Origin of the sequence: Paenibacillus sp. 8b26, assembly GCF_050626875.1 — a bacterium.
Taxonomy (GTDB): domain Bacteria; phylum Bacillota; class Bacilli; order Paenibacillales; family Paenibacillaceae; genus Paenibacillus.
Map to the genome: position 1 here is coordinate 943,178 of NZ_CP192445.1, position 26,064 is coordinate 969,241.

General features: G+C 46.1%; 22 protein-coding genes. 9 read left to right on the forward strand and 13 right to left on the reverse strand.

The genetic code is table 11. The annotated features are described in order from the left end of the window. Window positions 1–359 precede the first annotated feature (359 nt). The gene (locus tag ACQ4MX_RS04045; protein WP_431089479.1) at window positions 360–488 is read right to left on the reverse strand and encodes a hypothetical protein; all 129 of its coding nucleotides are present in this window, start codon (window positions 486–488) and stop codon (window positions 360–362) included. A gap of 284 nt (window positions 489–772) precedes the next feature. Between ACQ4MX_RS04045 and ACQ4MX_RS04050 the strand changes: the two genes are divergently transcribed. Further along, window positions 773–1,807, forward strand: a complete 1,035-nt coding sequence (locus ACQ4MX_RS04050; RefSeq protein WP_431085585.1) for an IS630 family transposase — start codon at window positions 773–775, stop codon at window positions 1,805–1,807. On the opposite strand, the gene ACQ4MX_RS04055 is transcribed toward ACQ4MX_RS04050, so the two are convergent. Continuing rightward, window positions 1,802–2,986, reverse strand: coding sequence for a DNA-binding protein (locus ACQ4MX_RS04055; RefSeq protein WP_431089480.1), 1,185 nt, complete (start codon window positions 2,984–2,986; stop codon window positions 1,802–1,804). The two genes, ACQ4MX_RS04050 and ACQ4MX_RS04055, sit on opposite strands and share 6 nt — an antisense overlap. Before the next feature lie 237 nt (window positions 2,987–3,223). Between ACQ4MX_RS04055 and ACQ4MX_RS04060 the strand changes: the two genes are divergently transcribed. The 5 genes from ACQ4MX_RS04060 to ACQ4MX_RS04080 all read left to right on the forward strand — a co-directional run bounded on the left by ACQ4MX_RS04060 (window position 3,224) and on the right by ACQ4MX_RS04080 (window position 10,070). Further along, entirely contained in the window at window positions 3,224–3,433 is a 210-nt protein-coding gene (locus tag ACQ4MX_RS04060; protein ID WP_431089481.1) for an XRE family transcriptional regulator, read from the forward strand. A 371-nt stretch (window positions 3,434–3,804) separates the two neighbouring features. Next, complete coding sequence (locus ACQ4MX_RS04065) at window positions 3,805–4,482, forward strand: hypothetical protein (RefSeq protein WP_431089482.1); 678 nt, start codon at window positions 3,805–3,807, stop codon at window positions 4,480–4,482. Between the two features lie 220 nt (window positions 4,483–4,702). After that, complete coding sequence (locus ACQ4MX_RS04070; RefSeq protein ID WP_431089483.1) at window positions 4,703–6,115, forward strand: efflux RND transporter periplasmic adaptor subunit; 1,413 nt, start codon at window positions 4,703–4,705, stop codon at window positions 6,113–6,115. Continuing rightward, window positions 6,112–9,192, forward strand: a complete 3,081-nt coding sequence (locus ACQ4MX_RS04075; RefSeq protein ID WP_431089484.1) for an efflux RND transporter permease subunit — start codon at window positions 6,112–6,114, stop codon at window positions 9,190–9,192. Before ACQ4MX_RS04070 ends, ACQ4MX_RS04075 begins: the two co-directional genes overlap by 4 nt. Further along, window positions 9,189–10,070 carry a TetR/AcrR family transcriptional regulator gene (locus ACQ4MX_RS04080; protein ID WP_431089485.1) on the forward strand — a complete coding sequence of 294 codons (882 nt, stop codon included), beginning with the start codon at window positions 9,189–9,191 and terminating at the stop codon, window positions 10,068–10,070. The genes ACQ4MX_RS04075 and ACQ4MX_RS04080 overlap by 4 nt, the downstream gene beginning before the upstream one ends. A 95-nt stretch (window positions 10,071–10,165) precedes the next feature. Here the strand turns inward: ACQ4MX_RS04080 and ACQ4MX_RS04085 are convergent, their stop codons facing one another. The 10 genes from ACQ4MX_RS04085 to ACQ4MX_RS04130 all read right to left on the reverse strand — a co-directional run bounded on the left by ACQ4MX_RS04085 (window position 10,166) and on the right by ACQ4MX_RS04130 (window position 18,152). Next, on the reverse strand, window positions 10,166–10,804 hold the full coding sequence (locus ACQ4MX_RS04085) for a GDSL-type esterase/lipase family protein (RefSeq protein ID WP_431089486.1): 639 nt from the start codon (window positions 10,802–10,804) through the stop codon (window positions 10,166–10,168). A gap of 126 nt (window positions 10,805–10,930) precedes the next feature. Next, the gene (locus ACQ4MX_RS04090; protein ID WP_431089487.1) at window positions 10,931–11,353 is read right to left on the reverse strand and encodes a GNAT family N-acetyltransferase; all 423 of its coding nucleotides are present in this window, start codon (window positions 11,351–11,353) and stop codon (window positions 10,931–10,933) included. A 42-nt stretch (window positions 11,354–11,395) separates the two neighbouring features. Further along, on the reverse strand, window positions 11,396–11,950 hold the full coding sequence (locus tag ACQ4MX_RS04095; protein ID WP_134910236.1) for a nucleotidyltransferase family protein: 555 nt from the start codon (window positions 11,948–11,950) through the stop codon (window positions 11,396–11,398). 20 nt (window positions 11,951–11,970) lie between these two features. Further along, window positions 11,971–13,224 carry an MDR family MFS transporter gene (locus ACQ4MX_RS04100; protein ID WP_431089488.1) on the reverse strand — a complete coding sequence of 418 codons (1,254 nt, stop codon included), beginning with the start codon at window positions 13,222–13,224 and terminating at the stop codon, window positions 11,971–11,973. Between the two features lie 98 nt (window positions 13,225–13,322). Continuing rightward, the gene (locus ACQ4MX_RS04105) at window positions 13,323–15,035 is read right to left on the reverse strand and encodes an ATP-binding protein (protein WP_431089489.1); all 1,713 of its coding nucleotides are present in this window, start codon (window positions 15,033–15,035) and stop codon (window positions 13,323–13,325) included. Window positions 15,036–15,118: 83 nt separating this feature from the next. Beyond that, window positions 15,119–15,664, reverse strand: a complete 546-nt coding sequence (locus ACQ4MX_RS04110) for a hypothetical protein (protein ID WP_431089490.1) — start codon at window positions 15,662–15,664, stop codon at window positions 15,119–15,121. 201 nt (window positions 15,665–15,865) lie between these two features. Further along, window positions 15,866–16,324 (reverse strand): MarR family winged helix-turn-helix transcriptional regulator, encoded by a 459-nt coding sequence (locus ACQ4MX_RS04115; protein WP_044648507.1) that lies wholly within the window; start codon window positions 16,322–16,324, stop codon window positions 15,866–15,868. Between the two features lie 182 nt (window positions 16,325–16,506). Beyond that, window positions 16,507–16,953 carry a VanZ family protein gene (locus ACQ4MX_RS04120; RefSeq protein WP_431091249.1) on the reverse strand — a complete coding sequence of 149 codons (447 nt, stop codon included), beginning with the start codon at window positions 16,951–16,953 and terminating at the stop codon, window positions 16,507–16,509. Continuing rightward, window positions 16,953–17,621 (reverse strand): ribose-5-phosphate isomerase RpiA, encoded by a 669-nt coding sequence (gene rpiA, locus ACQ4MX_RS04125; protein ID WP_134910239.1) that lies wholly within the window; start codon window positions 17,619–17,621, stop codon window positions 16,953–16,955. The genes ACQ4MX_RS04120 and rpiA overlap by 1 nt, the downstream gene beginning before the upstream one ends. A gap of 60 nt (window positions 17,622–17,681) precedes the next feature. Further along, complete coding sequence (locus ACQ4MX_RS04130) at window positions 17,682–18,152, reverse strand: GNAT family N-acetyltransferase (RefSeq protein WP_431089491.1); 471 nt, start codon at window positions 18,150–18,152, stop codon at window positions 17,682–17,684. 468 nt (window positions 18,153–18,620) lie between these two features. Here ACQ4MX_RS04130 and ACQ4MX_RS04135 point away from each other — a divergent pair, with 468 nt between their 5' ends. From ACQ4MX_RS04135 to ACQ4MX_RS04145, 3 genes are all read left to right on the forward strand, one after another. After that, on the forward strand, window positions 18,621–20,390 hold the full coding sequence (locus ACQ4MX_RS04135) for a methyl-accepting chemotaxis protein (RefSeq protein ID WP_431089492.1): 1,770 nt from the start codon (window positions 18,621–18,623) through the stop codon (window positions 20,388–20,390). Window positions 20,391–20,534: 144 nt separating this feature from the next. Continuing rightward, entirely contained in the window at window positions 20,535–24,230 is a 3,696-nt protein-coding gene (locus tag ACQ4MX_RS04140) for an amino acid adenylation domain-containing protein (RefSeq protein ID WP_431089493.1), read from the forward strand. A 116-nt stretch (window positions 24,231–24,346) separates the two neighbouring features. Next, complete coding sequence (locus tag ACQ4MX_RS04145; RefSeq protein ID WP_431089494.1) at window positions 24,347–25,345, forward strand: polysaccharide deacetylase family protein; 999 nt, start codon at window positions 24,347–24,349, stop codon at window positions 25,343–25,345. A gap of 89 nt (window positions 25,346–25,434) precedes the next feature. Here the strand turns inward: ACQ4MX_RS04145 and ACQ4MX_RS04150 are convergent, their stop codons facing one another. After that, the gene (locus ACQ4MX_RS04150; RefSeq protein WP_431089495.1) at window positions 25,435–26,055 is read right to left on the reverse strand and encodes a TraX family protein; all 621 of its coding nucleotides are present in this window, start codon (window positions 26,053–26,055) and stop codon (window positions 25,435–25,437) included. Window positions 26,056–26,064 lie beyond the last annotated feature (9 nt).

Sequence of the window (26,064 nt, forward strand, 5' to 3'; positions counted from 1 at the left end):
GTCCAACTAAGTGTAGCCGATCCACAATGTTATCAGAAGAATTAAATGACGTATATCCGTATTTTATCCTGATATCTCTTTTATATCGCTCAATGTGATTGCTTGAATAAACCTTTTTCCCCATGCCGAAAGTACCTTTTCGTATCTTTTAACAGAAAATCACTCTTTAACGAACATGTTGCTACGATTAAATGATAATAAGAAAGCAGAAAACCCCTGTCGCAAGTGGCAAGGGTCAAATGTAATTATGTAGTTTATGTGGGTTGTGTACTAATAAACATTAAAAGCGCTGAATCTAATTAGATATTTAAAAATGTCTATGTTGTAAAAGTAATTATGACTCCAAAAAAACGTTTAGATCAATGATCCATACCATGATCTAATGGTTCAATCACAGTAGTAGGAGGTTTAATCAGGATTTGATCATTCCCAAAGAAAATAGCACTAACAAAGCTAATAGTTATGAAAGCCGAGATTAAACCTTTCACGCTTTCTAACCTCCTCCAGTAAACCCTTGTAATTGTTCAAATGTGCATCTGTGGCCTGCCCCCTACAGAATTCAAATAAAGCGACAGCCTGAGCAAATGCGCCACTATTGTTAATAATAACCGATAAATCAAGACTCTGTAAAGTATTCTCTATGCATTCAGCAATTTTACCCTTACCTAAAAAATAAATGGCTATATAAACCGCAATTAAGAAACCAACAGCATCACACCCATCGCCTAATCGGGTAATGAATAGAAAGATCAAACCCAAGGTGGCGATAAAAATGAAGAGCGAAGAAATCGAGCAACTGAATAAAGCCATGAAAGAAACAGCCGATAAACGACTTTACGAAAGATACCTGGCCGTTCGTCTTCGTCTGGAAGGACACACGTTTTCGGAGATCGGTGATCTACTCGGTCGCATGCGTCAAACCGTCAGTATCTATTGGCAGAGCTACCAAGAGCAGGGCCTTACCGGACTGGAAATAGGACACTCCCCTGGACAACCGCCTAAGCTTACGGAAGAGCAACGCATCCAATTAGCCGCTATGCTGGAGCAGCAACAGCCAGCCGATGTAGGCTTTGAAGCTCGCTATACCTGGACCCTACCGCTCGTAGCGGAATGGATCAAGCAAAAGTTTGGCGTTACGATGAGTGTGCGCGGAATCAGCGCCATGCTTAGACGCATGAACTTCAGCTTCACTAAAGCAACCTATACACTGGCCAAAGCTGATGAGGAGACCCAAGCGGTTTTCCGTAAGCACACCTTCGCCCAGCTTAAAAAGCAGGTGGAAGCCGAAGAAATCGATCATCTGCTGTTTGAAGACGAATCGATGATTCGTTCCTATCAGGCGCTGCAATATAACTGGTTTCCGCGCGGCAAGCAGCGTAAAGTACCAACGTATGGGAAGCATGAAGGAGCCAAGTTATTCGCCGCGATTAACTATGAAACCGGACAGGTGCATCACCGTGAAGAAGAAAAGGCCGATGTGGACGCTTTTATTCGCTTCCTCCAGGATCTTCTGTCGGCGTACCCTAATGGAACAATGGCTATCATTCTGGACAACAGCCGGATTCATCATGCCACCGGGTTACAACCTTTTCTGAAAGAACATCCGCGCCTTCATTTGGTCTTTCTACCGCCCTATAGTCCCAACCTGAATCCGGTCGAGGGACTATGGCTGTGGCTTAAATCCGACGTAGTCAATAACGTCTTTTTTGAAAAGTTCTACAAGATTAAGCTTCATGTCGGCCAGTTTATGAAGCGAATCAATAAGCGGCCGTTGGAAACGATTGATCGCCTGTTGGTCAGGTTATAATCTTAATTGCGGTTTATATAGATAATAATGAAACCGCAATCGCCACCCTAATCCGGGAAGATCCTCACGTTGTTTGAACTCCAATATCTCTTTGGACAACATTTCTAATGTTTCATCTACAGAAAACCCATATTTATTTGCCGATTCTAAAATTGTAGCTAACCCTGATAATATCTCATGTTTATGCATACTTAAATAGTTTGTATACTCGGACAATACATAGCTATGACCCATAAGTATTTCTAAGGTATACGAATTAGCTACCGCGAATATTTGAAACATTTGTACCTCTTTTTTTCCAACTTCGTCTAGTCCTTCAAACCAACTCAAATCTGCGTAACCTTCAATGCATTTTTTAGATTCAGCATATAACCCTTGTTTTTCATATGCTGTAGCTTTACTTAGATAGCCTTTACCGTAATACAGTACCAAATGCCGCTCTGTATTCAACAGAGTTTTTTCCCGCTTACTAGTTTTTCTTTGATGCTGCTCTTGATACACAACTTTAGCTAATGCGATTAATTCATCGGCACATTCCCCCAGTCGTTTCCAGTCACTCAATGTATAATATGTGTTAGCCAATTGTAATAGTCCATCCAACTGATATTCTACAGGCAAACGTTTACGAAAAGGTGCAAAACGTGTGGCTGCAAATCTATTTTTCTGCAAGTCTTGACCCAAGGCGGCACGAAACAGCCGATACTGGCTAATCGCCAAGGTTTCGGAATGCTGGTGTTTCTCATGTTCAGCCACACACTCATAGAGCGGCACCGCCCCCTGCTGATTTCCCGCTGCGTGTACCTTCTCTGCAATTTCGAACACTAGAGAAAGTTGATTTAGGTTCTCCATTAAACGAGATAATACTCGTTCTATACATTCAGTTTTCCCAAGCTCTGCACAACGCAGCAAAAAAGGTTCCACCCGACGACGATCCGTCTTTCCTGTAATAAAGCATTCATCCACGTAGCACTCATACAGCCATCCCTCTGGTTTACCTAAAGCCTGGATCATACTATCAAAATGTCGCATCGGTAGAGGATATTTATGGGGATCGTGATTGAGCAATAAACTAAGGTAGCTACCCCTTATTTCTGTTGCTTTCGAGAAACCGCCTAGCGTAAAGCCTTCTTCTTGCATACACTTTCGTATTTCTGAACGAATCACAATGGCTTGTTCCAATGAATATGTCGCCTCCAGTAATGATTTTAAAATTTCATTTAGAGAACCTACTTTTTTACGTAATATTCCGATTATAGAATGCACCTAGAAATAATGTCAATTATACCCACGATGAAGTTGCAATTTTCAATGAAAATCTATTTTCGATAATTATTTTATCTCATGGTACGCTTTGAATAACCAATTAGCAACCAATCAAGACTAATTTTTCAATCCTTAATATAGAGAAGGTGAATCATGTTGGACAATAATAAAAAACATCCTGTAACGCCCTTCGGATGGACGATCAAGCAGAAGCTTGTGGAAAGGAAACTGGATCAGAAAACGTTTTGTGAGACGTATCAAATTCCGCCTTCTCGTCTGTCGAATCTCATTCATGGTACAAGAAAAGCCAAACGACACAGGAAAATAGTATCCCAATTACTTGGCATTCAGGACGATTCATAGAAACCTATCGTACATATGAGGGGAGACTTTGAACATGCAACATTTTTACAAGCATAAGCATAAGCATAAGCCTGAACGTTGTGTACTCTGCCATTCGACCGATTCTATCATTATGTCCAAAGGTGCATTCATTTGTGCCCACTGTTATCTCAAAAGCACGTACAAGTACCCTACCAAGTTAGAGAGCTACCACCGTTCCAAAGTTGCCTTTCTGGTAAGAATGTACATCGAACATCATAAATGAACACACTACTTCACACTGCCTGTTTTACACTCCTTGCAAGCCTCACCATACTAATGACCCTTGCGATGACCCTATGCTATAATGTGGAAAGTATGGATAGTTACATGTACAGGAGGATGGGAGCAGAATGATCGGGAAATTTTTAATTTTCTCTCTATTATGGAGCTTGCTCGGCAATCCGTTTCTGGCGTTGCTCGTACTGCTGATTGTGATCTATATATTGGATCGCAGCTTTATCGGTGTATTGCCCAGCATCAGCAAGCCATGGAAAAGAAGGCGCAATGCTGCGCGGCTGCGTCAGCAGATTGCCTTAAATGCCAACGATGTGGCTGCCAAGTTCGATGTGGCTCGCATTTGGATCGAAAGTAAGAAATATCATCAGGCTTTGGAGCTGCTGCTGGACATCGAGTCCCGCTATGAGGTTTCCGCAGATTATTGGAACGCACGGGGAACGGCTGAGGTACATACGGGGCACATCGAAGATGGAGAACCGCATTTACTGAAAGCACTGGACATTAACCCGCGGGTACAATACGGTGAGCCTTATTTGCATTTGGCCGCAGCTTTCAAGGAACGTGACGTAAACAAGGCGCTGCATTATCTACACCAATTTCAGGAGATTCAGTCTTCTTCCAGCGAGGGCTATTATCTGACAGGCTTGATGTATCGTTTGCTGGGACGCAAAGACGAAGCCACGGCAGCTTTTAACCAGTCTATCGCGGTCTACCGCTCCCTGCCCAAATACCGCAAACGAAGTGAGCGCAAGTGGGCTGTACGCAGCTTATTCCGTAAATTAATCGGCTGACGAGCTTATATTTTTTTCTTAACGACCTTTCTCATCCTTTGAGAAAGGTCGTTTTTATGCTTGTCCACCCTGCACCTTCACTCGCCTGAATCGGCTTTTTTGATACCTGAATTTGGAATGTTTTTTCATAACAGTTATTGACATGCCACAGATCAGACCCTATAATCCGTTTATAAACTAATGAGTTTATATATAAACTATAAAGTTCAAATCAGGAAGGATGATCATCTTGTTGAAACACAGTCTCTACATATCTGCTATATTCATTCTTCTGTTCACCTCAGCCTGCTCATCTACAGGATCGAGTGATCATGAAGCAGCAAAACAACAAAACCAAAAGGTGGAAGCGATGGTCGTTAAAAAAGAGCCGCTATCTGCGTCTTTTGACCTTTCAGGCACACTACAGCCCTATGAGGATACCTCTGTATCTTTTGAGTTATCCGGACTGATACGCGACACAGTTGTCAATGTGGGAGACTCCGTTTCCCAAGGGCAGATATTAACGAAGCTTGATCCATCCAGCTATCAGCTACAACTGGAGCAAGCGAATACGACTATTCTTGAAGCACAAGCAGGCATGAAAAATGCAACTGCCGCCATTTCAAGCGCAGATGCCTCCATCCAATCCGCCGATGCGCAAAAGGCAGCAGCTCAGGCCGGAGTTAACAAAGTGAATAAAGGAGCCAGAGAGCAGGAAAAAGCACAAGTGCGCACCAAAGTGCTAAGAGCGCAGTCCGCTTTGACTAAAGTACAGGCTACTGCTGAACGCACCAAGCTTTTATATGATCAGGGAGCTGCAACCAAAAACGATAATGAAAATGCGCAGCTCGCTTTGACCAATGCCACCAAGGACCTTGAGGATGCACAAGAAGCCCTCTCCTTAATCCAGGAGGGAGCAACATTAGAAGATCGGCAATCGGCAGCATCCAGTTTACAGCAAGCCCAAGCCGGGAAAGAATCTGCCATCGCCGCGAAGGAACAGGCCGTAGCCTCCATGGATAACTCTACTGCGGCATATCAGCAGGCGATCATTGCTAAAAAGCAGGCTGAGCTCGCCCTCTCCAAGACAGCTTTAAAGGCACCGATTTCCGGCGTTATTTTGGAGAAAAAAGCAACCGTCGGACAATTGGCGAGCGCTGGACAGCCGGTATATCGTATCGCACAAATCAACAGGCTCAAGGTGCTGCTCCCTGTTCCCGACCATGAAATCACAAACTGGAAGCAAGGTCAGACCGTCCAGCTTCAACTGTACGATGAGAACAGAGAAGGAACGGTCAGCAAAATTTATCCGGCCACCAACACCAATACGGGCAGTATCAACGTGGAAGTGATTATTCCTAACACCCAGCATGATTGGGCCCCAGGACAAGTCGTAAAGGCAGGCCGCCAATTGACCCAAAGTGAGCAAATTTTGCTCCCAGCCAAGGCTGTCATTAATAATGGTACAGATACCTTTGTCTATAAAGTGGTGAACAACAAGGCGGTCAAGACGGTTGTGAATGTCGGTCAGATGTCCAACAATAAGCTCGAAATTACGAAGGGGCTGAATGTCGGGGATCGTATCGTTACCACCGGAGTAAACCTGATCTACAATGGGCTGCTCGTTCAGATCACGGAGGGAACCAGCAAATGATTGCATATTTTATCAAAAAGAAAAAACTGACCCTCTTTATTTTTATCATGTCGATTGTTGCCGGGCTGTATAGTGTCTCTCAACTTCCCCGGCAGGAAACACCGGATATTATCAAGAAAACCGCTGTGGTCACGACCCTCTACCCTGGAGCTACACCCCAAAAGGTAGAACAAACGGTCACGAAGCCTCTGGAACAAAAAATGAAAGAAATCAGTCATATTAAAAAGATTTCTTCTACATCCGAAAATGGACTTTCGACGATTATCATTGAGACAGAAGGCAACGCCAATGCCGCAGAAGTCTGGGATACATTACGCAAAAAAATGAACGATGCCCAGTCTTCTCTGCCCACAGATGCTCAAAAGCCTGTCGTCAATGATGATTTGAATAAGGTATTTATCCATTCCTACGCCATCACGGGGGACTCTGTAGAGCAATTGTATCAGCTAAATGATATGGTGAAATCGTGGAAGGATCAATTAAAAACCGTTCCCGGTGTATCGGAAGTAACAATCAAGGGATTACCGGATCAAGAGGTTCAGATTCAGATTGATGCTCAAAAGCTCCAGCAGTACCATATCAGTTGGGAACAGCTCATGAGTGCAGTGCAGAAGGAAAATGAGCAATATCCGATAGGCAATCTGGATTACGATGAACGCACGTACCGAATGAATGTAACGCAGTCCAAGAATGCTCAGGATTTGAGTAAAGTCATTATTTCCAGAACGGACAGCGGCGCTCCTGTGTATCTCAGTGATGTGGGCACCGTATTGCTTACACATAACACCAGCAGCTATATGGCCTTTTTTAACGGTAAACCAGCTATTACACTGACGATTAACGGTAATACCGGCTCTGACGTAGACACGATTTATAGCAAAGTAAATAAAGAAATGCAGTTGTTAAAACCAGATCTGCCTAATACGTTTCAACTGAATACGTTATTTTCACAGATCGAGCGGATTGATCATATTTTTCATGGGTTGACCCGTGAATTGCTGTTTGCCATTGCGGCGGTTGTGATCGTATGTACACTGGGCTTGAATCTGATTACATCGTCTTTTGTGGCACTGGCTATTCCCATTTCGATTGCCATAGGCTTTATTATTCTTCCTATGCTCGGAATAACATTGAATCAGGTTACGGTCATTGGCTTAATTATTGTAATGGGGATTCTAGTCGATGATGCTGTGGTGGTTAATGATAATATTGAACGCAGAATGTTGACCTTAGGTGAGAGTCCCAAGATAGCCGCTTTAAAAGGAACAAAGGAAGTTTCCATTTCTATTTTGACAGCAACCCTGGCAACTGTAGCCTCCTTTGCCCCACTGTTCTTTATGTCAGGCGATGCAGGCTCCCTTATCAAACCTTTACCGTTTGCTGTTGTCTTTACGCTATTGGCTTCCATGCTCATGTCCTTTACCGTCATCCCGATCTTTAGAGAATGGTATGGACAACGAAGTCAAAAAACACCCCACTCCACCATGAAGTCGCCGGGACTGCTGGGAAAACAAATTGATGCTCTTCGTAACATATATGCCAGCAAGCTGATTCCCAAAGTCATTAAGCGACCTGGATTGTATGCTTCATTAGGATTATTGATCAGTACCACACTGTACGGCGTACTTGCTCTGATTCCGATCGACCTGTTCCCCAGAACCAACGATCCGCAATTAAGCATTAATGTGCGTATGCCTACAGGTACTTCTATAGAAGAAACCAAGCGAGTCACCGAGGATATTGCCAAATGGGTGAAGCAGCAACCTCATGTGGAAACGATCAGCTATGCGGCTGGCGGCGATGCTCCCCCGTTGTTTCAAGATATGACCGCTGACGCCAAAACAGGCACAACCGTGGGTCAGATTGCTATTGTTGGGGAAGAAGGTGCATTTGATCCCGATGAAATGGCAAACAAATGGCCCTTCATCTTAAAGGATCGTTATCCGGGTCAATCCATTTCCTTGAAAATAGCCAAAGTGGGGGTGCCTCTCGGCAAGCCGATCTCCATTCGGATTTCAGGCAATGATGTAGATCAGTTGCGTTCGTTGTCACAGCAGTTAAAAGAAGGCATTATGGCTACCAGAGGAACACAAGACATACAAGACAATATGGAAAACGAAGGCTATACGCTGGATTTCCAAATCAACAAACAAGCAATGGATCAATATCAGGTAAGCAATAATGATCTGACACGTACACTCTTGTTAATGGGTAATGGCGTGAGCTTTAGCCGATTTGATACGGGGAAAGATTTGATCAATATTAAGCTGAAGCTGAGCCAAACCGACCAAAATCCTGAAATTTTGTTTCAGCAATTGAATGTGACCAATGCCAATGGTGTTCAAATCCCTTTATCTCAATTGGCTGAGTTGAAGCCATCCTTTGCAACACAAAAAATTAACCATTATAATTTAAAACGTTCGATTACTGTTGAAGCTGAAGTTCACGGGCGTACAGCTTCCGAAGTCATGAAGGATGTCAAGCTTAAATTGCAGGACATTAAATTTCCTCCAGGCTACACTTGGGAAATTGGCGGTGAGATTTCAGGACAAAATGACATTTTATCAGAAATAGGATGGTTATATGTTGTCGTCATACTATTAATCTTCATGCTGATCTTTTTGCAATTTTATTCTTTCTCGACTCCACTCATCATATTGACTACCGTGTATATGGCAGCAGCAGGCGGATTTCTTGGCTTGTTTATTCTAAATACGCCGATTACTTTTATGGGCGTGTTGGGCTTGATGACCTTGGCAGGTATTATCGTACGTAATGGCATTGTGCTGATTGAGTTTATTGAGGATGCAAGACGTGAAGGGATCGAACTGAAGGAGGCCGTTGTTGCAGCGACCAAAGCGCGTTTCCGTCCCATATTGCTTACTTCACTGACAGCCATTGTCGGTCTGATTCCAATTGCACTTATTGGGGAACTTATGTTTAGACCGCTGGCGTACACCATTATGTTTGGATTGATGTACTCGACCATTCTTACGATGTTTGTGGTTCCGTCCCTGTATATGGTTATTGCCCGCTGGAAATTAAAAAGACAGAGCAAAAAATTGGGGGTACAATGAAAAAAATAAAGAGCGATGATATTATATATGCCGCCCTTTCCCTGTTTTCTGAAAAAGGGTACGATGCCACCTCGGTGGATGAAATTGCCCGCGAAAGCGGGATGGTGAAGGCTTCCTTTTATAAATACTTTCAAAGTAAAGAAGAGTTGCTGCTGGGGACAATCGTCCTGATTGAAAAACTTCTTGATGCAGATATTAAAGAACTTTATTTGAAGCACCAGCTACCTTCCCGTGAAAAGTTGAGACAACTGTATTTGATTGCGCTGGGCCGGATTTATAAGAATAAAGTTCATTTGCTGATATACTCCGTCCCTTTAATCGGTTCTAAGGAAGAAAAAATCGCACAAGCCATTGACCGTGTTGAACATTATTTGTCTAACGTGATGGTTGATTTCTTAATTGATGCTTATGGACAATCTATACGTGACTATGCGCACGATATCAATTTTGTCATCAAAAGTATCATTATTAATTCCTTCCGAATGAGCGATTCAGAACTGTCCTCGACGGAGCACCAAACACTGGCTGAATTTATCGTCAGCATTACGGATATGCTGGCACAAGGAATGCTGAGCCCTGATGTTCAACATCAAATCATGTGGGGCCACGATTCCGTATTCCATGAAGATTCTGATCAAATCTGGACCAAAGGAAGACAAATCGCCTATGTGCTTCAACATATGGACGCAGTCTTGAAACAAATCGAATTAGATGCAGCCATCCAGAATGAACATATACAAATATTAAGCAGGCTACAGGACGAACTGTCCGAACAAAACGTGGAAACTGCCCACGTTAAAGCACTCCTCCTTTTTTTGGAGCAGCTACCCGAGTTACAGGAAGACTGTACCAAGCTGAAAGCTATTTTGGAAGTTTAAACGGTTCAATTCAGCTAAAGATAAAGAGGTCCACGATGGTCAGATACTACTGCCATGATGGACCTCTTTTTTCTGTTGCACATACCCTTCTACGCTCACCGCAATGGCGCATAGCCAAGCCGATCCAGCTCCTCCGCAATGACGCGATAGCCACGGCTGTTCGGGTGCACCCGATCCAGCGAGAGCAGTTCCCGTTCGTAGCCCTCAAACGCAGGGTAAATGTTCGCCACCCGGTAATTCGGACCGCCCAGCGTAGCGAGAAATGAGTTATATTGGCGTACATATATCCCCGCCTCCCTCACGCCCGGAAAAGGATTATACAGCCCTACCATTCGAATGATAAATGGCTCACGCTGGCCGTATTTTATCTGATACAGGGCATGTACGATTTGGCGTACATGTTCTTTCGTGCGGTTCAGTGCTTGCGGAATGGACGACGCAGACGAACCGGAGCCTCCAGCAATAGCGCTGGCGTATGGGCGCAGATCATTCCCGCCGATCGTCACCGTTATGAGTTCAGCCCGGCTCAACGCCGACCGAAAGAGTGGATTGTTGCGGACCATCGCCAGCAGCTCCTGCGATGTCAGTCCGTTGATCCCCAAATTCTCGTAACTGACTGGAGTACGAAGACGTTTTTCCGCCATCCGTCGATAGGTAGGCACAAATCCGCCAGTCAGCAGCGTCCCAGCACCTGTCGTTAATGAATCTCCTATAGCCGTGTAGTGGTAACCCATTGGAACCCAACTCCCCCGCTAATGCCTTTGCAATCAAAGGCACATCAACTTTTACATGAGAATGATGTCAATTCCAGACATATCATATCTTATGTAAAAAAAGAGACGCGGGACCCGGAGATTCGCTTATTCTTCGTCCATTTCATACACACAATGAAATTGCCCATCCTCGGACAAGTCCTCCGATCCGTATACGGCAAAGCCCACGTTGCGAAAAAAGTCAACCCCTTCCGCATCCGTGTCCACAGTAAGCCGTTTCGGATTACGCTCCTGTATGAGCGTAAGCAGCATACCTCTGGCATATCCTCTATGACGATTTTCGGGCAACACGGCCAGATGCCGGATTACGGTTGTTCCATCCTCCTGCTCCTCAAATCCGACAATACCTACAATAAGTCCTTCATCTTCCACACCGAACAGCTTCCAGTCATCCGAAGCTTGGTAAATACGTAAAGCTGCCTCTCCGCGTTCAGGATGATCCAGCACGGCGTAGGTTAGCAGCTCCAGAACCTCCTCACGATCCGAATCTGCTTTTATATTTTTAAACATGGTTCATCGTCTCTCCTTATAACCTGAAATGGGGATTACACTCTAGTTCTCCAAAATAAGCAACGGCCAGTTATCCAGCCACTGCTTCTCAAATACACGCTGACGAAAAGCCGTCGTATGGCGGAACAATGGACTTTGGCGTACCCGCATATCCAGCAGATCCTTTAATCCATGCGGACAAACGACTTCCATTTGATCCTCGTCATTCAATCTAACCGCTACCGCTGTAGCCGTCTCCGGCCAGCGGCTCATCGCATCCTCTACCGAAGCATAAGGAGCTGCCCCGTTGCGAAAATGCATCCGCGCCTGATTTTTGACAGACCAGTTGCGTCCCGCCTGCTTGCGGTTCAAGGACAGTTCAAGGTGCTCGTCCCGTTCCTCCAGCGTATTTTTCGGGTCAAAATAAATAACATCTATATCATTCAAAGGCGTAGGAGTTGTATAACCATGCAGCTTGTCCCACACCCGATTACGTACATAACCTGCGGCAATACAGCCCTGCGGCAGCCTCAGCTCTCGCACATAGCGCAAGTCTTCAAGCACCTGTGGATCATTCATATATTGTATGATTCGTAGCACATCTTCTTCCGACTTCATCCAGCACTCAGCTCCCTTTTTTATGATGACAGTTGCTCTACGGACTCTCCTCCTTGAGCTGCGATCCGGGCTGTACGCTGCGCCAGACGGCGGCGTGCGACCAGTAGGAATGGAATGCCAATCACGACCGACAGCGCAACCGGAACAAAAACGGCAAGCGGCGCTGTTTGACCATAGATGTCCAATAGCCAGCCGCCAAACAAAGGAGCAAGCACGCTACCCAGATTATTAAAGCCAATCGTACCGAAATAGGTCCCTTTATATTGAGCATCTGCAATTTGGTCAATTAATACATCCAGCATCGTGAACAGCAGTACTTCCCCCACTGTAAACAGCACCATATCCAGTATGAACATCCAGCCCGAATTTAACATACTGCACAGTAACAGGCTGGCTGCAATACATATATTTCCTGCAATCAAGGAATTTACCGGGGAAAAACGGCTTGCCAGCCGTACCAGCGGATATTGAAAAGCCAATACGCACACCGCGTTGACTGTAAGCATGTATGTAAACCACCGGGTCCCTTCCTCGAAGGATAAGGACAAGAATTGGGGCATCGTGGAATTGGAATGAGCATAACCCATGACGCAAAATATCGTCCCCAGCAAAATCGGCATAAACACCGGATCACGGCTGGCTGTGCGGAACGCCTCTCCCATCCGCAGTGGAGCCTCTCCCGCCGTTGTCCCTGAATGCAGATCTGATGCATACCGAGTAAATTGGATCAACAGCAACACCCCGTACAACGCGTACACACCAGCCGCTACCATAAACGGTGTACCCGAGGATGCCGATCCTAACATCAAACCAAGCAACGGCCCTGCCACCACACCTACATTAATCGCCGCATATCTCATATTGTAGATGAGCAGTCTTTTCTCCTTGGGAGTTACATCTGATAACAGCGCCCGCGAGGTTGGCTCGAACAAGGATCTGCACAGTCCATTCAGAGCATTGATGACGAAAAAGGCCCAGGGCGCTTCAGCCAACGCAAAAGCCACGAATACAAGTGCCCAACTGGCGATGGACACCAGCATCACTTTACGTCGTCCGATCCGGTCGGAAATATATCCACCGTAAAAGCTGGCAAAAATGCCAACTAATGAACTGACCGATACGATCACCCCTGTATGAAAAGGGGATACCCCCAAGCGGGTAGTCAAATAAATGGACAAAAACGGGATACTCATGGATGTCGCCATCCTGCCAAATATAGTACCCGCAATAATCGTCCAGGCCAGTGGGTGAATCGAACGAAGCTGTTCTTTCATATCTGTTATCTATGTCTCCTTCTCCGCCCTGTCTCCAGAAAAAAACTTGCACACAACTCTTCCATCTGTGTGCAAGCCTAACAGGAAAATTCCAACGATTACTGACGAATATATCGTTCCAGTTCCCTACACGTTGCCTGATAAGCAGACTGAAGGGCAGCCAGCTTCTCTTGTGCAGCTTCAAGTTGCTTCTCCCGTGCAAGCTGCTCAATATCGGAAAATAACGTGGACAAACGCCCAATTCCCAGACTCACGCTACCTGATTTCAGCTCGTGAGCAACCTCCACTACTTTTGCTGATTCGTCCGCAGTAGCCAGTTCAACTAATGTGCTTATTTTAGCAGGTGTATCACTGGTGTACATCTCTACGAGTGAGGCCAGCAATCCCATACTGCCATTCTCGTCCAGCAGCATAATTTCATGAATAACTTCTTCATTAAGGATAGGCTCGGCAGCAGCCATGGGAAGCCATTGGATGAGCTTCTCAGACAGTCGTTCAATCATTACCGGCTTCAACAGATAGTCGTTCACCCCAACTTCCCGGCCCCTCGCTCTATCCTCCTCTGACACGTTCCCTGTCAAAGAAATGATTGGCACCGGGGGTAGCTTGTCCACCGCTTCACGCTGGCGAATGGCCCTTGCCGCATCAATACCATTCATGATGGGCATATGATGATCCATCAAAATACAAGCATAAGTCCGTTGAGAGGCCGCTTTTACGGCAGCCTCTCCATCCTCCGCGAAATCGATATGCTGGAATCCCAAGTGACGAAGCTGTAACTCGACAACCTGACGATTAACCCGATTATCCTCGGCTACCAGAATAGCGAGGGAATGACTATGCTCACGCAGCCACTCACCAAGCCCTGTCAGCTCGGCGGTTTCATGCTCTTTCACTTCGTCTGCCTGCCCTGTTCCCCTGACAAGAGGAATCTCAAACCAGAACGTAGAGCCTTGACCTTCCTCACTGATGACTCCAATCTGTCCCTTCATCAGATCAACGAATGAACTGCATATCCATAGTCCCAGTCCGGTCCCTCCATATTGTGAAGAGCTGCCTTCCCCTGCCTGCACATAGGGTTGAAATAACTTGACCTGATCCTCCGGTGAAATCCCGATGCCTGAATCCTGCACCTCAAACCGAATACGCTGGGAATCTTCTGTTTCTTCTACCAGCTTCGTCCGAACAACTAGCAATCCATTGCTCGTGAATTTATTGGCATTGTTCAGCAGATTGAGCAAAATCTGCATGATCCGTGCCGAATCTCCCTCCAAATGGTCTGCTACACCGGAATCAGCCTCTACGCTTAGACGGTTTCCCTTCTGATAGATTTGCGGCTCCAACAACTGGGCAACGTGGTTCATAATCGCCTGGACCCTGACGCTCCCGATCTCCAGCTCCATTTGTCCCGCTTCCACCTTGGATATATCAAGGAGGTTATTAATCATATTTAGCAGCACAGATGCCGATTCGCGTATGACACTGATCGCCTGCCGTTGATCCGGGGAAAGCCTGGATGAACCCAGCATTTCGATCATCCCGAGTATCCCGTTCATCGGAGTCCTGAATTCATGACTGACCACTGCAAGAAAGGTGCTTTTCAAGTCATTCGCCCGTACCGCTTCTTCCTTTGTCCGATTTAAATCTGCATTGCTTTTGGCAAGCTGACGCTGCAAATTGACAAGCTCATTATTCATCGCTGAAAATTCATTCAGCATCTTTTCTTCTTCAGCCTTGCTTTTCACAATCTCATCTGTTAATTGCTCGATCGTTTTCCGCAGGACAGCCATTTCTGCTGCCGGTTCCTTCATATAAAAGGCCCCCCTTTACCCAATGACTCCTGGTTACAAATATTTCAAACTGCCTCACACCCTGGACGACAGCAGGTGTTCTGCTACCTCCAGCGCTTCCTCTGCATCAGGTGCACAGTAGCAGCATTTTGCCGAATGAAAGCAATCAGTTCCTTCACCAAATGGACATGGTAAGCCATGGTAGCTGAAATAGCCACCACATCAGCCGCTAACGGATTATCATTCGTAATAAAAGAGGCGTATTCCTCTTTCTTTCCAATTTGCTGTATCCCCAAATCCAGATGCTGCAGCACCATCATTTTATCCGGATGACGGAAATGCTCTACTAACGTCTCCTTAATCAATCTGAAATTGATCGTCAAATCTTCCTGTGTTATATCGAAGCCTTCCAACAGCTTTCTTAACCAGGAAACATACTGAGTAAATAGAATCGGACTGTTTACAATCACACTTTCTGCCAAATAATTCAAACTATATATTGAATCCTGCTTTGTTTTTACTTTACCGTTATCCCCAAAACGCTGCAAAAGATCCGGCTGTAATTCGTATTGCTTATTTGTGACTAATTCCGCCAAATTTTCTGCTTGCAGCAGTAACGATTCACCTGCGGTATATTGCTGTATACTCATGTACAGCTCCTTCCCCGACAAGGCCGTATTTATATCCATAGACTGTAACTGGGGGAACATCCGAGCGTGACTATTTGTCAATTATACCTGATTTCCGCCTTTACATTAACCCCGCTGCCTAAAAATGCGTGTAAAAAAATAAAATACCGGAAAACCGGTATTTTATTTATAAGCCTATTTAACTCGGATATTTGCAGCTTATTAGTCGTTACTTTTCTGTCCCTCAGCCGTTAGCCCCAACTTTTTTAGCAGATGAATGACCTGTTCTTTCTCTTCCACAGATAATCCGTCCACTGTCTCCATAATAACACGATGATGCTGCGGGAATATTTGCTCAAAGAAATGACGTCCCTCGTCAGTCAGTTCTGCATAAATCACACGCCGATCATCTTGTGATGCACGCCGGGTGAGCAGCTTTTTTTTCTGAAGTTTATCTACGACGTACGTAATATTTCCACTGGAGATCAGCACCTTTTCACCAATTTTCTGCAAGGGCTGCGGTCCACGATAATATAACAGATCAAGTACACCAAATTCCGTTGTGTTCAATCCATGACTATGAATATCCCGATTTGTGCGGGATGTGACCGAATTATAGGCGCGAGCCAGCACAACAAATAAGTTAAGCGCCAAGTCCTGATCATCTGGTTTTACTGACATATTAACAGCCTCCGTTACTCATATCTTTATTCAAAGATATCTTAATTGCAAACTTTTGTCAAGTTCAACCTTTTTATCCCCCCTGGTTATGAAGTTGTATTATGCGAAAACTACAGTCTATTATGTAAAAAAGCCCGTCCCCAATCGGCACAAGAAACGCCTTCGGGAGAGCAGGGCTTTCATTATTCAATCCCTAGCCTCTTTCGTAGTAGCTTGTAAACAACCCTGCCAAGAAGCACACCCAGTACATTCAGGATCACATCATCCACGTCCATCGTGCCTGCGCCGAGCAGCATTTGGGACACTTCAAGAATTACAAGCGCGACCGCCACGGTCAGCAACAAGCTGCCTAATCTGCGTAAGGCCACCCAAATGATAGGCAGAAGGATGCCAAACGGGACGAAGACTCCGATGTTACCGAGCAAATTGACACCCCACACCCGAAAAGGAAGCGACTGTGCCGCCCTCACATAACGCCCGATCGTATCCAGCGGAACGATATTATATGAATATGGAGGACCCGGTCGTAATGTACGCCCAAAACCAAGAAACATCCAATATAATAACAGCCCCGTATATAAAATGAATACCACAAAGGCTACATTGCGAAGCAGACGAGCGTTAGGCATCACTTATTTCGAACGTCAATCTGTCCATTGGCCCGTGCGATAATAACCTGGTCTGCCATATTAATGAACAGTCCGTTATCGACCACCCCCGGAATTTGGTTCAATCGGATTTCCAGCTCTTGCGGGTTTTCAATGGTTCCGTAACGACAGTCGGCAATATAATTGCCGTTATCTGTCTGGAAACGCTCCCCGTCCTTCATTCGCCACTCAGCCCGGCAGCCTGTCTGCTGTAATGCCTCCAACGTCCATTCACTGGCAAAGGGTACGACTTCGACTGGTAATGGAAATGCACCCAGCACCTTCACATCTTTGGACTCGTCCACAATAATGATTAGCCGGTTGCTGTTACTTTCCACGATTTTCTCTCTCAGTAAAGCTCCACCTCCACCCTTCACCAGAACAAGCTGCTCATTCACCTCGTCCGCTCCGTCAATCGTTACGTCGAGTCGTCCAATCTGATCAAATGGAACGATGGGAATTCCCAGTTCTCTGGCCTGATCCTCCGAAGCTTGGGAAGTAGCTACAGCCTGTATATGTAAGCCTTGCGCCACACGCTCACCTATTTTTTGAATGGCCCAATAAGCTGTGGAGCCTGTGCCCAGTCCTACTTTCATGCCGTCCTGAATGGCTTCTACTGCTTTTTCAGCTGCTTTTTGCTTCAAATTCATTATCATCTCTCCCGCTATATAGGCTAGTATGGTTCATCATTCATTTTATATGAAAACGTTTTATAAAGACACTGTCAGCTTCTTACCGTAACAAAGACTATTTTCATCCTCTTTATATTCTCCAAATCGTTCAATAGGCTCATATCCCTGCTTCGTATAGAGAGCAATGGCTTCAGGTTGAGCAGCCCCTGTCTCCAGCTTGATTCTTATAGTGCCTCGTTTACGGGCCTCTTCTTCCAGAAAAGCTAACAGACTGACGGCAATGCCTTGCCTACGATAAGAAGAATCGACATAAAATCGCTTAAGCTCCATCTCTTCCGCATCTATAGGCCTAAGTCCGCCGCAAGCGACCGGTTTTGCATCCGAATACACAACAGCGAAAATCATTTCTTTAACTTTCGGATTGGAAAAATCAACCAAGTAAATTTCATCAGCAGGATACCTTTTCAGCAAATCCTTATCCAGCCTTTGAATCAAATCATGCAGATCTGCATGATCACTTTCAACCTTTACAATCGTAAGCTTGGACATTCTCTTCATCCCTCTTCCTATGTCGTGGCTATATTGACTCATTTTGCAAGGAACCCGCAAAAACCGCGGCATATCAAGCATCTGTAATGCGAAATATGAAAAATGTCCCAAATTGACAAGTGCATTTGACTCTATTATAAAGTATGATGGTTTCTATTGGATACCTACTTGAAGCCTGAATTGAATTTGAATTTCAAGTTGAAGTATAAAATGGAATATACTGAAACACACACAGGAATTACCCGGTAAAAATTAAATTTTTATTGGGCAAGGTATTCATTTCAAGAGCTTATCGTACGACATATATATAGGGATACATACTTATCTAAAAAGGACCAAAGACCTATTAACAAAATTTCAAGAGGTCTATTACCTTAATTAATATTGTTTGTAAGGGGGACTAAATTATCTCATTCGATAAGCGGTTCAACACCATATACAAAAATTACAACCAGGGAGTGGAGCATTTTGAAAAAGTGGAGTAGCTTATCTTTCTTCACCAAGAACTTATTATTATCCTTCTTCAACATCGTATTGATCGGGCTAGTCCTCATTGTGTCCAGCTATTTGATCCAGCGTACGATTTTGATAGACCAGTTACATGGGCAAGTGGAAAAAATCACATTAAAGTGGGCTGAGGGAATTAATGTAAATGAAGTAACCCAAGCCGTTCAAGAAAAAAGTTATGATGGTCCCGTTCAGGCCAAACTACGCACTTATCTGGATAACATCACAGCGACGAACCCAAATATCTCTCAAGCTTATATCTTCGGAACCGAGCTGGAAGACGGTGACAAGACATCTATTGTAGCGATGCCTACCGCTCTGAGAGAAGCATTCGAAAAAGATAAATTGGGTGTCGGCGCTATGTACAAACAACCCGCTGTTGTCGCAGAAGGCGTAAGCCATATGCTGGATACCGGAAAACCGACGTTTACCAGTTTCTATGATGACAGCTTCGGTACGTGGACAACCTTGACGTACCCGCTTAAAGATTCAAGTGGCAAAATCTTTGCATATTTTGCTGTCGATGCAGATGCAGGCGCTGTACCTGCCGGTTTGACCAAGCTGCTGATCAGCGGTGCTACCATTCTAGCTATCTTCCTGCTCATCTGCTTGGCGCTCCAATATTGGGTCGTGAAGCGTACGCTGTCCCCTATTAAACAACTGATGTACGGTATCAGTGAAGTAAGCCGTGGAAATCTGGACGTTCAAATTCAAGCAGGACAAGACGATCTGGGCGTTGTGAATAGAAACTTCAACGATATGGTAAGCCACATTAACAGCATTATGACCAAAGTGAAGCTGACAACTGATGAAGTGAATGAATCGGCGAAGGAATTACTCGCAATCTGCGAACAAAACGGAATCAATTCGAACATCATCAATCAGAACATCAATGAAATTACGGGAAATATCCGTGCACAGGAAAAGGCAACGGGCGATAGCGCACGGGCCATGGCTGAAATGGCCTCGGTTATCCAAAATATTGCCGCCAGTTCCGCCACCGTTGCAGAGGAAGCCAATTCGGTAGAGAAGCGTTCTAATGAAGGCAACGAAATCATGGGCAAAGTTTCTTCACAAATGCATTTGATTACCGATACAGTTACGAATACATCCCGTATTATAAAGTTACTGAACGACCGTTCACAGGAAATTGGTAATATCATCGGTACGATTTCAGGCATTTCCAGCCAAACAAACCTGCTTGCCTTGAATGCTTCTATTGAAGCAGCGCGTGTCGGTGAGGAAGGTAAAGGCTTTGCCGTGGTTGCCAGCGAAGTACGCAAGCTGGCAGAACAAACAGCGGATGCAACGAAACAAATCACGCCGCTGATCGAAGAGATTCAAAGTGAAATCGGTCAGGCTGTGAAATCGATGGATCAAGGTAACGTTGAGGCACAGAGCGGAATCGTCGTTGCCGGACAAGCAGGCGAGCTGTTCAATAGCATTCTTCAAGCAACCAAAACGGTGGCATGGCAAATTCAAGAAGTATCCAGCGCTACCGAGGAAATATCCGCCGGTACGCAGGAAATGACGGCGACAGCAGATGATCTTTCTTCCACCGTAAGCAAAACAGCTAACAACAGCATTCATATTGCACAAACGGTTGATGAACAAAAAGCTTCTCTGGACTCCATCATTGAATCGTCCCATAAGCTGTCATCCATGTCTGAGGAGCTTCAGGAAATTACTTCTTATTTCAAAATTGCAGACCCTAACCGCACCAAATCATAATTATCAATTATCTACTTTGAATCTTATTCAATAAGTAAGTCGTTCGGTAGTGCCTCCCTCCTATTCATGCATTTGACGGGATCGGAGGCATTTACTGACTTTAGCATTCATATTACGACATCATACGTTCAGGAGGTAAGCGTAATGGTTTTATTACTACAAAACAGTACACAAACAGCGCCATCCCCATTCCTGGTTCCTTTGGATTTTGCACGTCTGCAACGCAAACATACATACTCTACTTATCAGGTAGAGTTAGAACCAAGCATCTCGAAGCTGTTGCATCAGCAAACGTCAGCGGAAGAACAACATGCCATGCTTCTGTCAGTGTATGCAGCATGGCTGTATCGTCTGTCCGCAGAAGAAAATATCTCCTTCTCTACTTTCGTGCCTCAATCCGGTATACTCACAGCTTCGCTGACGATGGAAAATAATACTAATTTTCACGAGCTGGCAGGCTTGTTTCAGGAAATGCTCCATAAGCCCCAGGCTTATCTGGCAGACCCGCAAGCGGATACCTCGTTCTCGGTAAATCTGCTGGTCAATGAAGATACAGAGCCTCGTATCATGGACTGGGTGATCCGTGAGAACAACGGCACTTACCAAATACAGATTCGGTATGATGAATCACTTCTTCTGGAAACAACGGTTGTTCGGTATACAGAATATTTTGAATTTCTTCTGCGTGGCGTACTCACCAACAGTCATGCCCTTATCAATTCGGTTGACATCTTATCCGAAGCAGATCGGGCAGCTCACGAGGACTTAAATAATACAGTTGTGAAGTATCCTGAGCATCAGACCATTCATGGAATGTTCGAGGAGGCCGCTTCGCAGTATCCGGATCGTCCGGCCATCGCTTCCCACGCCGGAGAATATACGTACCGTGAGCTTAATGAACGCGCCAATCAAGTTGCACGCGTGCTATTGTCTAAAGGTCTGGCAAAAGGCGAATTCGTGACCATTTTCATGGAGCGAAGCCTGGAAACCATCATTTCCCTGCTTGGTATTCTGAAAGCCGGGGGTGTATATGTGCCTGTCGATCCAGCCCATCCAGCCGACCGGAGCAGCTACATTGTAGAGGACACGCGTTCTCCCTTCGTCCTTACGACTTCTGCACTCGCCGGACAAGCGGCTGAACTATGCGGCTCCATTGAGACGGTCAAAGAAATTCTGGCCATTAACGGGCCTCTGGCAGGCTATGCCGCAAGCAATCCGAACGTTAACGTAGGTCCGGATGATCTCGCTTATGTCATCTATACGTCCGGCTCGACAGGCAAGCCGAAGGGTGCCCTGATTGCTCACCGGGGCGTCGTGAACCTGGGGGCTGTCGTACAGCGCGATTGCGATATTACACCTCAGGATGTATTGACTCAATTCGCCACCTATAGCTTTGATGCATCCGTTTGGGATACGATTGGAGCCTTGTTCTACGGAGCCAAGCTGTACCTGTTGTCCTCTGAAGAACGCGTGTCTGTTGAAGAATTCGCAGAAGCCATCGCACGCACAGGCACGACGATCATTACCATTTTGCCAACCGTGTTCTTTAATCAGCTATCTACGTATTTGTCAGACGAAGGCTACCGCAAATTAGCTAAGGTACGAATTGTCACCGTGGCAGGCGAAGCCCTGTACGGCTCACAAGTTCGGGCCTTCCAGAGCAAATTCGGTACAGATACAGACATCGTGAACGTGTATGGCCCGACTGAATGCACCGTAGCAACGACGACCCACCGGGTGCGTGGTGCTGTGCCTGAGCACGTCGTGAACATCCCGATCGGCAAGCCGATTTATAACTACAAAGTCTATATCGTCAACGATGATAACAAGCTATGCCCGATTAACATTCCCGGTGAAGTATGCATTGCTACGCCGGCACTGGCTCATGGCTATCTCCATCAGCTGGAACGGACGGCACAATCGTTCGTGGACAACCCTTTTGTTCCGGGTGAAAAAATGTACCGCTCAGGCGATATCGCCAAGCTGCTGCCGGACGGTACGATTGAATATGTAAGCCGGAAAGATTCACAACTCAAAATCCGGGGCAACCGGATTGAAATTGGGGAGATTGAAGATCATTTTTCCAAGCATCCGGGCGTTCAGGACGTGTCTGTCGTAGCTGTCAAGGATCACACGGATCAAAATATGCTGGTTGGCTATTACACAACTACGGACGGACAGTCCATTCCGCAAGACGTAATACAGTCTTATATTGCGGGCAAGCTGCCTTCCTATTTTGTACCGAGCCATGTCCTTCATCTGGAAGCTATGCCAATTTCACCGACGGGCAAGATTGACCGCAAAAAGCTGGCCCTGCTGCCGCTTCCCGAGGCGTCCGACAGCTCCTACGGCGGGGAACCTCTCCGTGAAGGAACTGAATCGCTTATTGCCGAAGCCTGGACACAGGTACTTGGCAAAACCAACATCGGCGCAACAGATGACTTCTTCCTGATCGGCGGCGACTCCCTTCGGGTCATTCATGTGCTGGCTATTCTAAAGCCGAGTTATGGTGCGTTACGTATTGGAGACTTTTTCCGCTACAAAACCGTTCGTGAGCTTGCCGAATACGTGGAGCAACTGGGTACGGAACAAACACCGCAACGCAAAACAATAACAGTTACACAAGAAAAAACAGACCTGAATGAGCATCCTATCGAGCTGTCAGGCACTGCGGATGTAGCTGAATTGCGCGACATGAATGTTGTGTTATTGACCGGGGCTACAGGTTATCTCGGTTCGCATATTCTCTATGACCTGCTTCAACGGACGGGAGCCAAAGTGTATGCCATGGTACGCCCTTCTCAGGACGGTCCATCCGGCATCGAACGTATTCAGTCCGTATTGACAGGATATTTTGGACCAGACGTTTCCAGCCTGATCGAAGGACGGGTCAAAGCGGTGTACGGTGATCTGGAGCAGACGAACCTTGGCCTCTCTGACGTTGACCGCCATATGCTGGAGCATCAAATTGACGGTATTATTCACAGCGCCGCTGACGTTCGCCATTTTGGTGATTCGGCTGCCTTTGATCGTACGAATGTAACCGGAACGCTGGAACTGCTGAAAATTGCTCAGGCCAAACCGGGAGTATCTTTTCATCATGTCTCAACCATGGGCATACCGGAGGATCTGGCGAATGAAGGACAATGGGAATCCGTATTGGAGCTGTCCTCCTTCCCTGACGAGCTACAGGTGGACAACCTGTACACGAACAGTAAGCTCGCAGCGGAAAAGCTGCTGTTCCAGGCGGCCCAGTCGGGTACACCTGTCTCTATCTATCGTGCAGGCAATCTGACGGCCCATTCGGCTAACGGACGCTTCCAGCGCAATATTGATAGTAACGCCTACTACCGGATGATAAAGGCGATGCTGCTGCTGGGCAAAGCGCCACAGGCTGATTGGCATACGGACTTCACGCCAATTGACTATGCGAGCCGCGCTATTGTGGAGCTATCCGTGCATCAAAAAAGCGCGAACCGCATTTTCCATATATGCAATCCGAACCCGCTGCCGTATGATGAGCTGATTGCTATGGTCAACCAGCTTGGATACGCAGTAGACACGATGCCTTTTGACGATTACAGCGCTTGGCTGCTGAACCCGTCTTCCGGCATTCAGGAGGATGCGTTGCACCTCGCTATGGGCCAACTGGAGGGAGACGGGGCCAAGGATTCGGCTTACCGATACGGCTGCCCTGTGACCGCCGCTCTACTGGATCAGGCTGGTGTGCAATGCCCGACAACCGATCTGGAGTTTATTCAAAATATGATCCAGCATGCGGTTGAGATCGGTTATTTCCCTGCCGCATCGTCTGTATCGGCAAAAGCAACACAGAGGTAACAAAGTTGTGATATTTCCTCCGTGTGTATTAGGTATGATAGACTAGATTTTGCTAGTAGATATCTGGTTTACATATCTGCACTTTTAGAATTTTTGCATGCGGGGGATGTCATCACATGAAACACGTCATATTCAAAAGAACGATGCTGATTATGAGCATGGTAGCTATTTTAGGGATACTGGTGTACGAAGCACGCGCCATCTACCATCCACCCGTTGTTAAAGGGACTCACCGTACACGTACGGCTAATGCAGATCGGCTGGTACGACATTTATTCTCTCTGACGCCAACGCCGGATAAAGTATATTACCAAAACAAAGTCATTGTTCTGATGTACCATGAGGTAACCAAAACGCCACCCGATCCCGGCGCTCTCAAGCTCAGCAATTTTACGAAGCAACTGGATGAAATGAAAGCCAACGGCTTCCACTGGATCACGATGAAAGAGTATACGGACTTTATTCTGCATAAAGCCAAGGTGCCCGATAATGCTGTTCTCATGACCTTCGACGACGGCTATGAATCTTTTTATACAGACACCTTTCCCGTGTTGAAAAAGTACCGTGTACCGGCAACCAATTTTCTCATCACATCCACGATCAGTAATCCCAAACACATCGGTATTCCGAAGCTGACCTGGGAACAAATCCAGTACATGCATTCTGAAGGTGTTGATTTTTACAATCATACCAATGACCAGCATGCGTATGGATACACAAATGTAGCACGCACCAAGGAAAAACCGCTTCTCATGGGTCCGGTATATTCGAAAAAGCTGGGGCGTATGGAAACCGAGGACGAATTTAAACAGCGGGTTTACAACGATTTGGACACTGCCGACAAGAAGCTGTTCAAGCATCTTCATAATGATCGCAACGTCCTTGCCTTTCCGTATGGAGGATATACTAAGGAAACGCTGGAAATTTGCCGCGCCTTGGGTATTGACGTTACCTTCACGGTGAAGCGTGGCATTAACTCACCTGGACAAACGAATGGCTATCGTGTTAATGCAGGCGGAATACACAATATTCCGGAAGTATTGGTGCAGTACATGAAGGAAGGCGCTCCAGAGCGGCCATTGCCTTTTGCCCAAGGTCCTAACAAAGCGTCCTGAACTTTGGTATAACAAAGAACCTTTGAAACCATGTATTTTGTGGTTTCAAAGGTTCTTTTGCTAATTTTGAGGATGATTATGAGCTTATTTCAGGGCCAGAGGCGAACGACTGCAATAACAGCCAGATGCACCGGATAAAAGCTGCGCCACAACCAGCGCGGCACCCGTTTATGAAAGCCGCTCTCCCCCGATGCAAAGCATGCGATAAGAATAGTAGACAGCAGACTAAAATGCTGGAGATTCGCGTGATGCACCATGTCATATACGACGTTCAGCGCAAAATGCGCCGCAACCATCATATACGAACGGGTATAGCGATAAATGAGGATGAGCAGCAACCCGTAGGCTCCGTAATCCATCAGGGTAAGCTCCATGACCAGTGCTGTCAGCACATACAAGCCTGCCACAGCCGCTCCATTTTTCAGGCGGGACGCGGCGGTCAGTGCCAGCAGCGAGGTCAACAGTGTCCAGACCACGTTCGGCCTGTACACATCGAACGCCAGCATATAGGGCACCTGAGAAATCAGGGCGATACCGAGCAAGCGGAGCATATAGCTTCGCATATTCCGGGTGCGGGCATACCCCATATACAGCGCATACGCATAGATTGGAAAAGCAAGCCTGCCGGCAATTCTCCAGGCCGGATCAGTCGGGAAAAATACGAGTCCGATATGATCAATCAGCATGGTCAGCATGGCCAACCAGTACATATAAGGCCC

What these genes read in the sequence shown, in the direction of transcription:
- ACQ4MX_RS04075 (WP_431089484.1), top strand. Translation starts at nt 6,112, where the DNA reads ATGATTGCATATTTTATCAAAAAGAAAAAACTGACCCTCTTTATTTTT.
- ACQ4MX_RS04085 (WP_431089486.1), bottom strand. Translation starts at nt 10,804, where the DNA reads ATGGGTTACCACTACACGGCTATAGGAGATTCATTAACGACAGGTGCT.
- ACQ4MX_RS04090 (WP_431089487.1), bottom strand. Translation starts at nt 11,353, where the DNA reads ATGTTTAAAAATATAAAAGCAGATTCGGATCGTGAGGAGGTTCTGGAG.
- ACQ4MX_RS04145 (WP_431089494.1), top strand. Translation starts at nt 24,347, where the DNA reads ATGAAACACGTCATATTCAAAAGAACGATGCTGATTATGAGCATGGTA.
- ACQ4MX_RS04140 (WP_431089493.1), top strand. Translation starts at nt 20,535, where the DNA reads ATGGTTTTATTACTACAAAACAGTACACAAACAGCGCCATCCCCATTC.
- ACQ4MX_RS04150 (WP_431089495.1), bottom strand. Translation starts at nt 26,055, where the DNA reads ATGTACTGGTTGGCCATGCTGACCATGCTGATTGATCATATCGGACTC.
- ACQ4MX_RS04060 (WP_431089481.1), top strand. Translation starts at nt 3,224, where the DNA reads ATGTTGGACAATAATAAAAAACATCCTGTAACGCCCTTCGGATGGACG.
- ACQ4MX_RS04095 (WP_134910236.1), bottom strand. Translation starts at nt 11,950, where the DNA reads ATGAAGTCGGAAGAAGATGTGCTACGAATCATACAATATATGAATGAT.
- ACQ4MX_RS04130 (WP_431089491.1), bottom strand. Translation starts at nt 18,152, where the DNA reads ATGTCCAAGCTTACGATTGTAAAGGTTGAAAGTGATCATGCAGATCTG.
- ACQ4MX_RS04065 (WP_431089482.1), top strand. Translation starts at nt 3,805, where the DNA reads ATGATCGGGAAATTTTTAATTTTCTCTCTATTATGGAGCTTGCTCGGC.
- ACQ4MX_RS04070 (WP_431089483.1), top strand. Translation starts at nt 4,703, where the DNA reads ATGATCATCTTGTTGAAACACAGTCTCTACATATCTGCTATATTCATT.
- ACQ4MX_RS04120 (WP_431091249.1), bottom strand. Translation starts at nt 16,953, where the DNA reads ATGCCTAACGCTCGTCTGCTTCGCAATGTAGCCTTTGTGGTATTCATT.
- ACQ4MX_RS04110 (WP_431089490.1), bottom strand. Translation starts at nt 15,664, where the DNA reads ATGAGTATACAGCAATATACCGCAGGTGAATCGTTACTGCTGCAAGCA.
- ACQ4MX_RS04050 (WP_431085585.1), top strand. Translation starts at nt 773, where the DNA reads ATGAAGAGCGAAGAAATCGAGCAACTGAATAAAGCCATGAAAGAAACA.
- ACQ4MX_RS04100 (WP_431089488.1), bottom strand. Translation starts at nt 13,224, where the DNA reads ATGAAAGAACAGCTTCGTTCGATTCACCCACTGGCCTGGACGATTATT.
- rpiA (WP_134910239.1), bottom strand. Translation starts at nt 17,621, where the DNA reads ATGAATTTGAAGCAAAAAGCAGCTGAAAAAGCAGTAGAAGCCATTCAG.
- ACQ4MX_RS04080 (WP_431089485.1), top strand. Translation starts at nt 9,189, where the DNA reads ATGAAAAAAATAAAGAGCGATGATATTATATATGCCGCCCTTTCCCTG.
- ACQ4MX_RS04105 (WP_431089489.1), bottom strand. Translation starts at nt 15,035, where the DNA reads ATGAAGGAACCGGCAGCAGAAATGGCTGTCCTGCGGAAAACGATCGAG.
- ACQ4MX_RS04115 (WP_044648507.1), bottom strand. Translation starts at nt 16,324, where the DNA reads ATGTCAGTAAAACCAGATGATCAGGACTTGGCGCTTAACTTATTTGTT.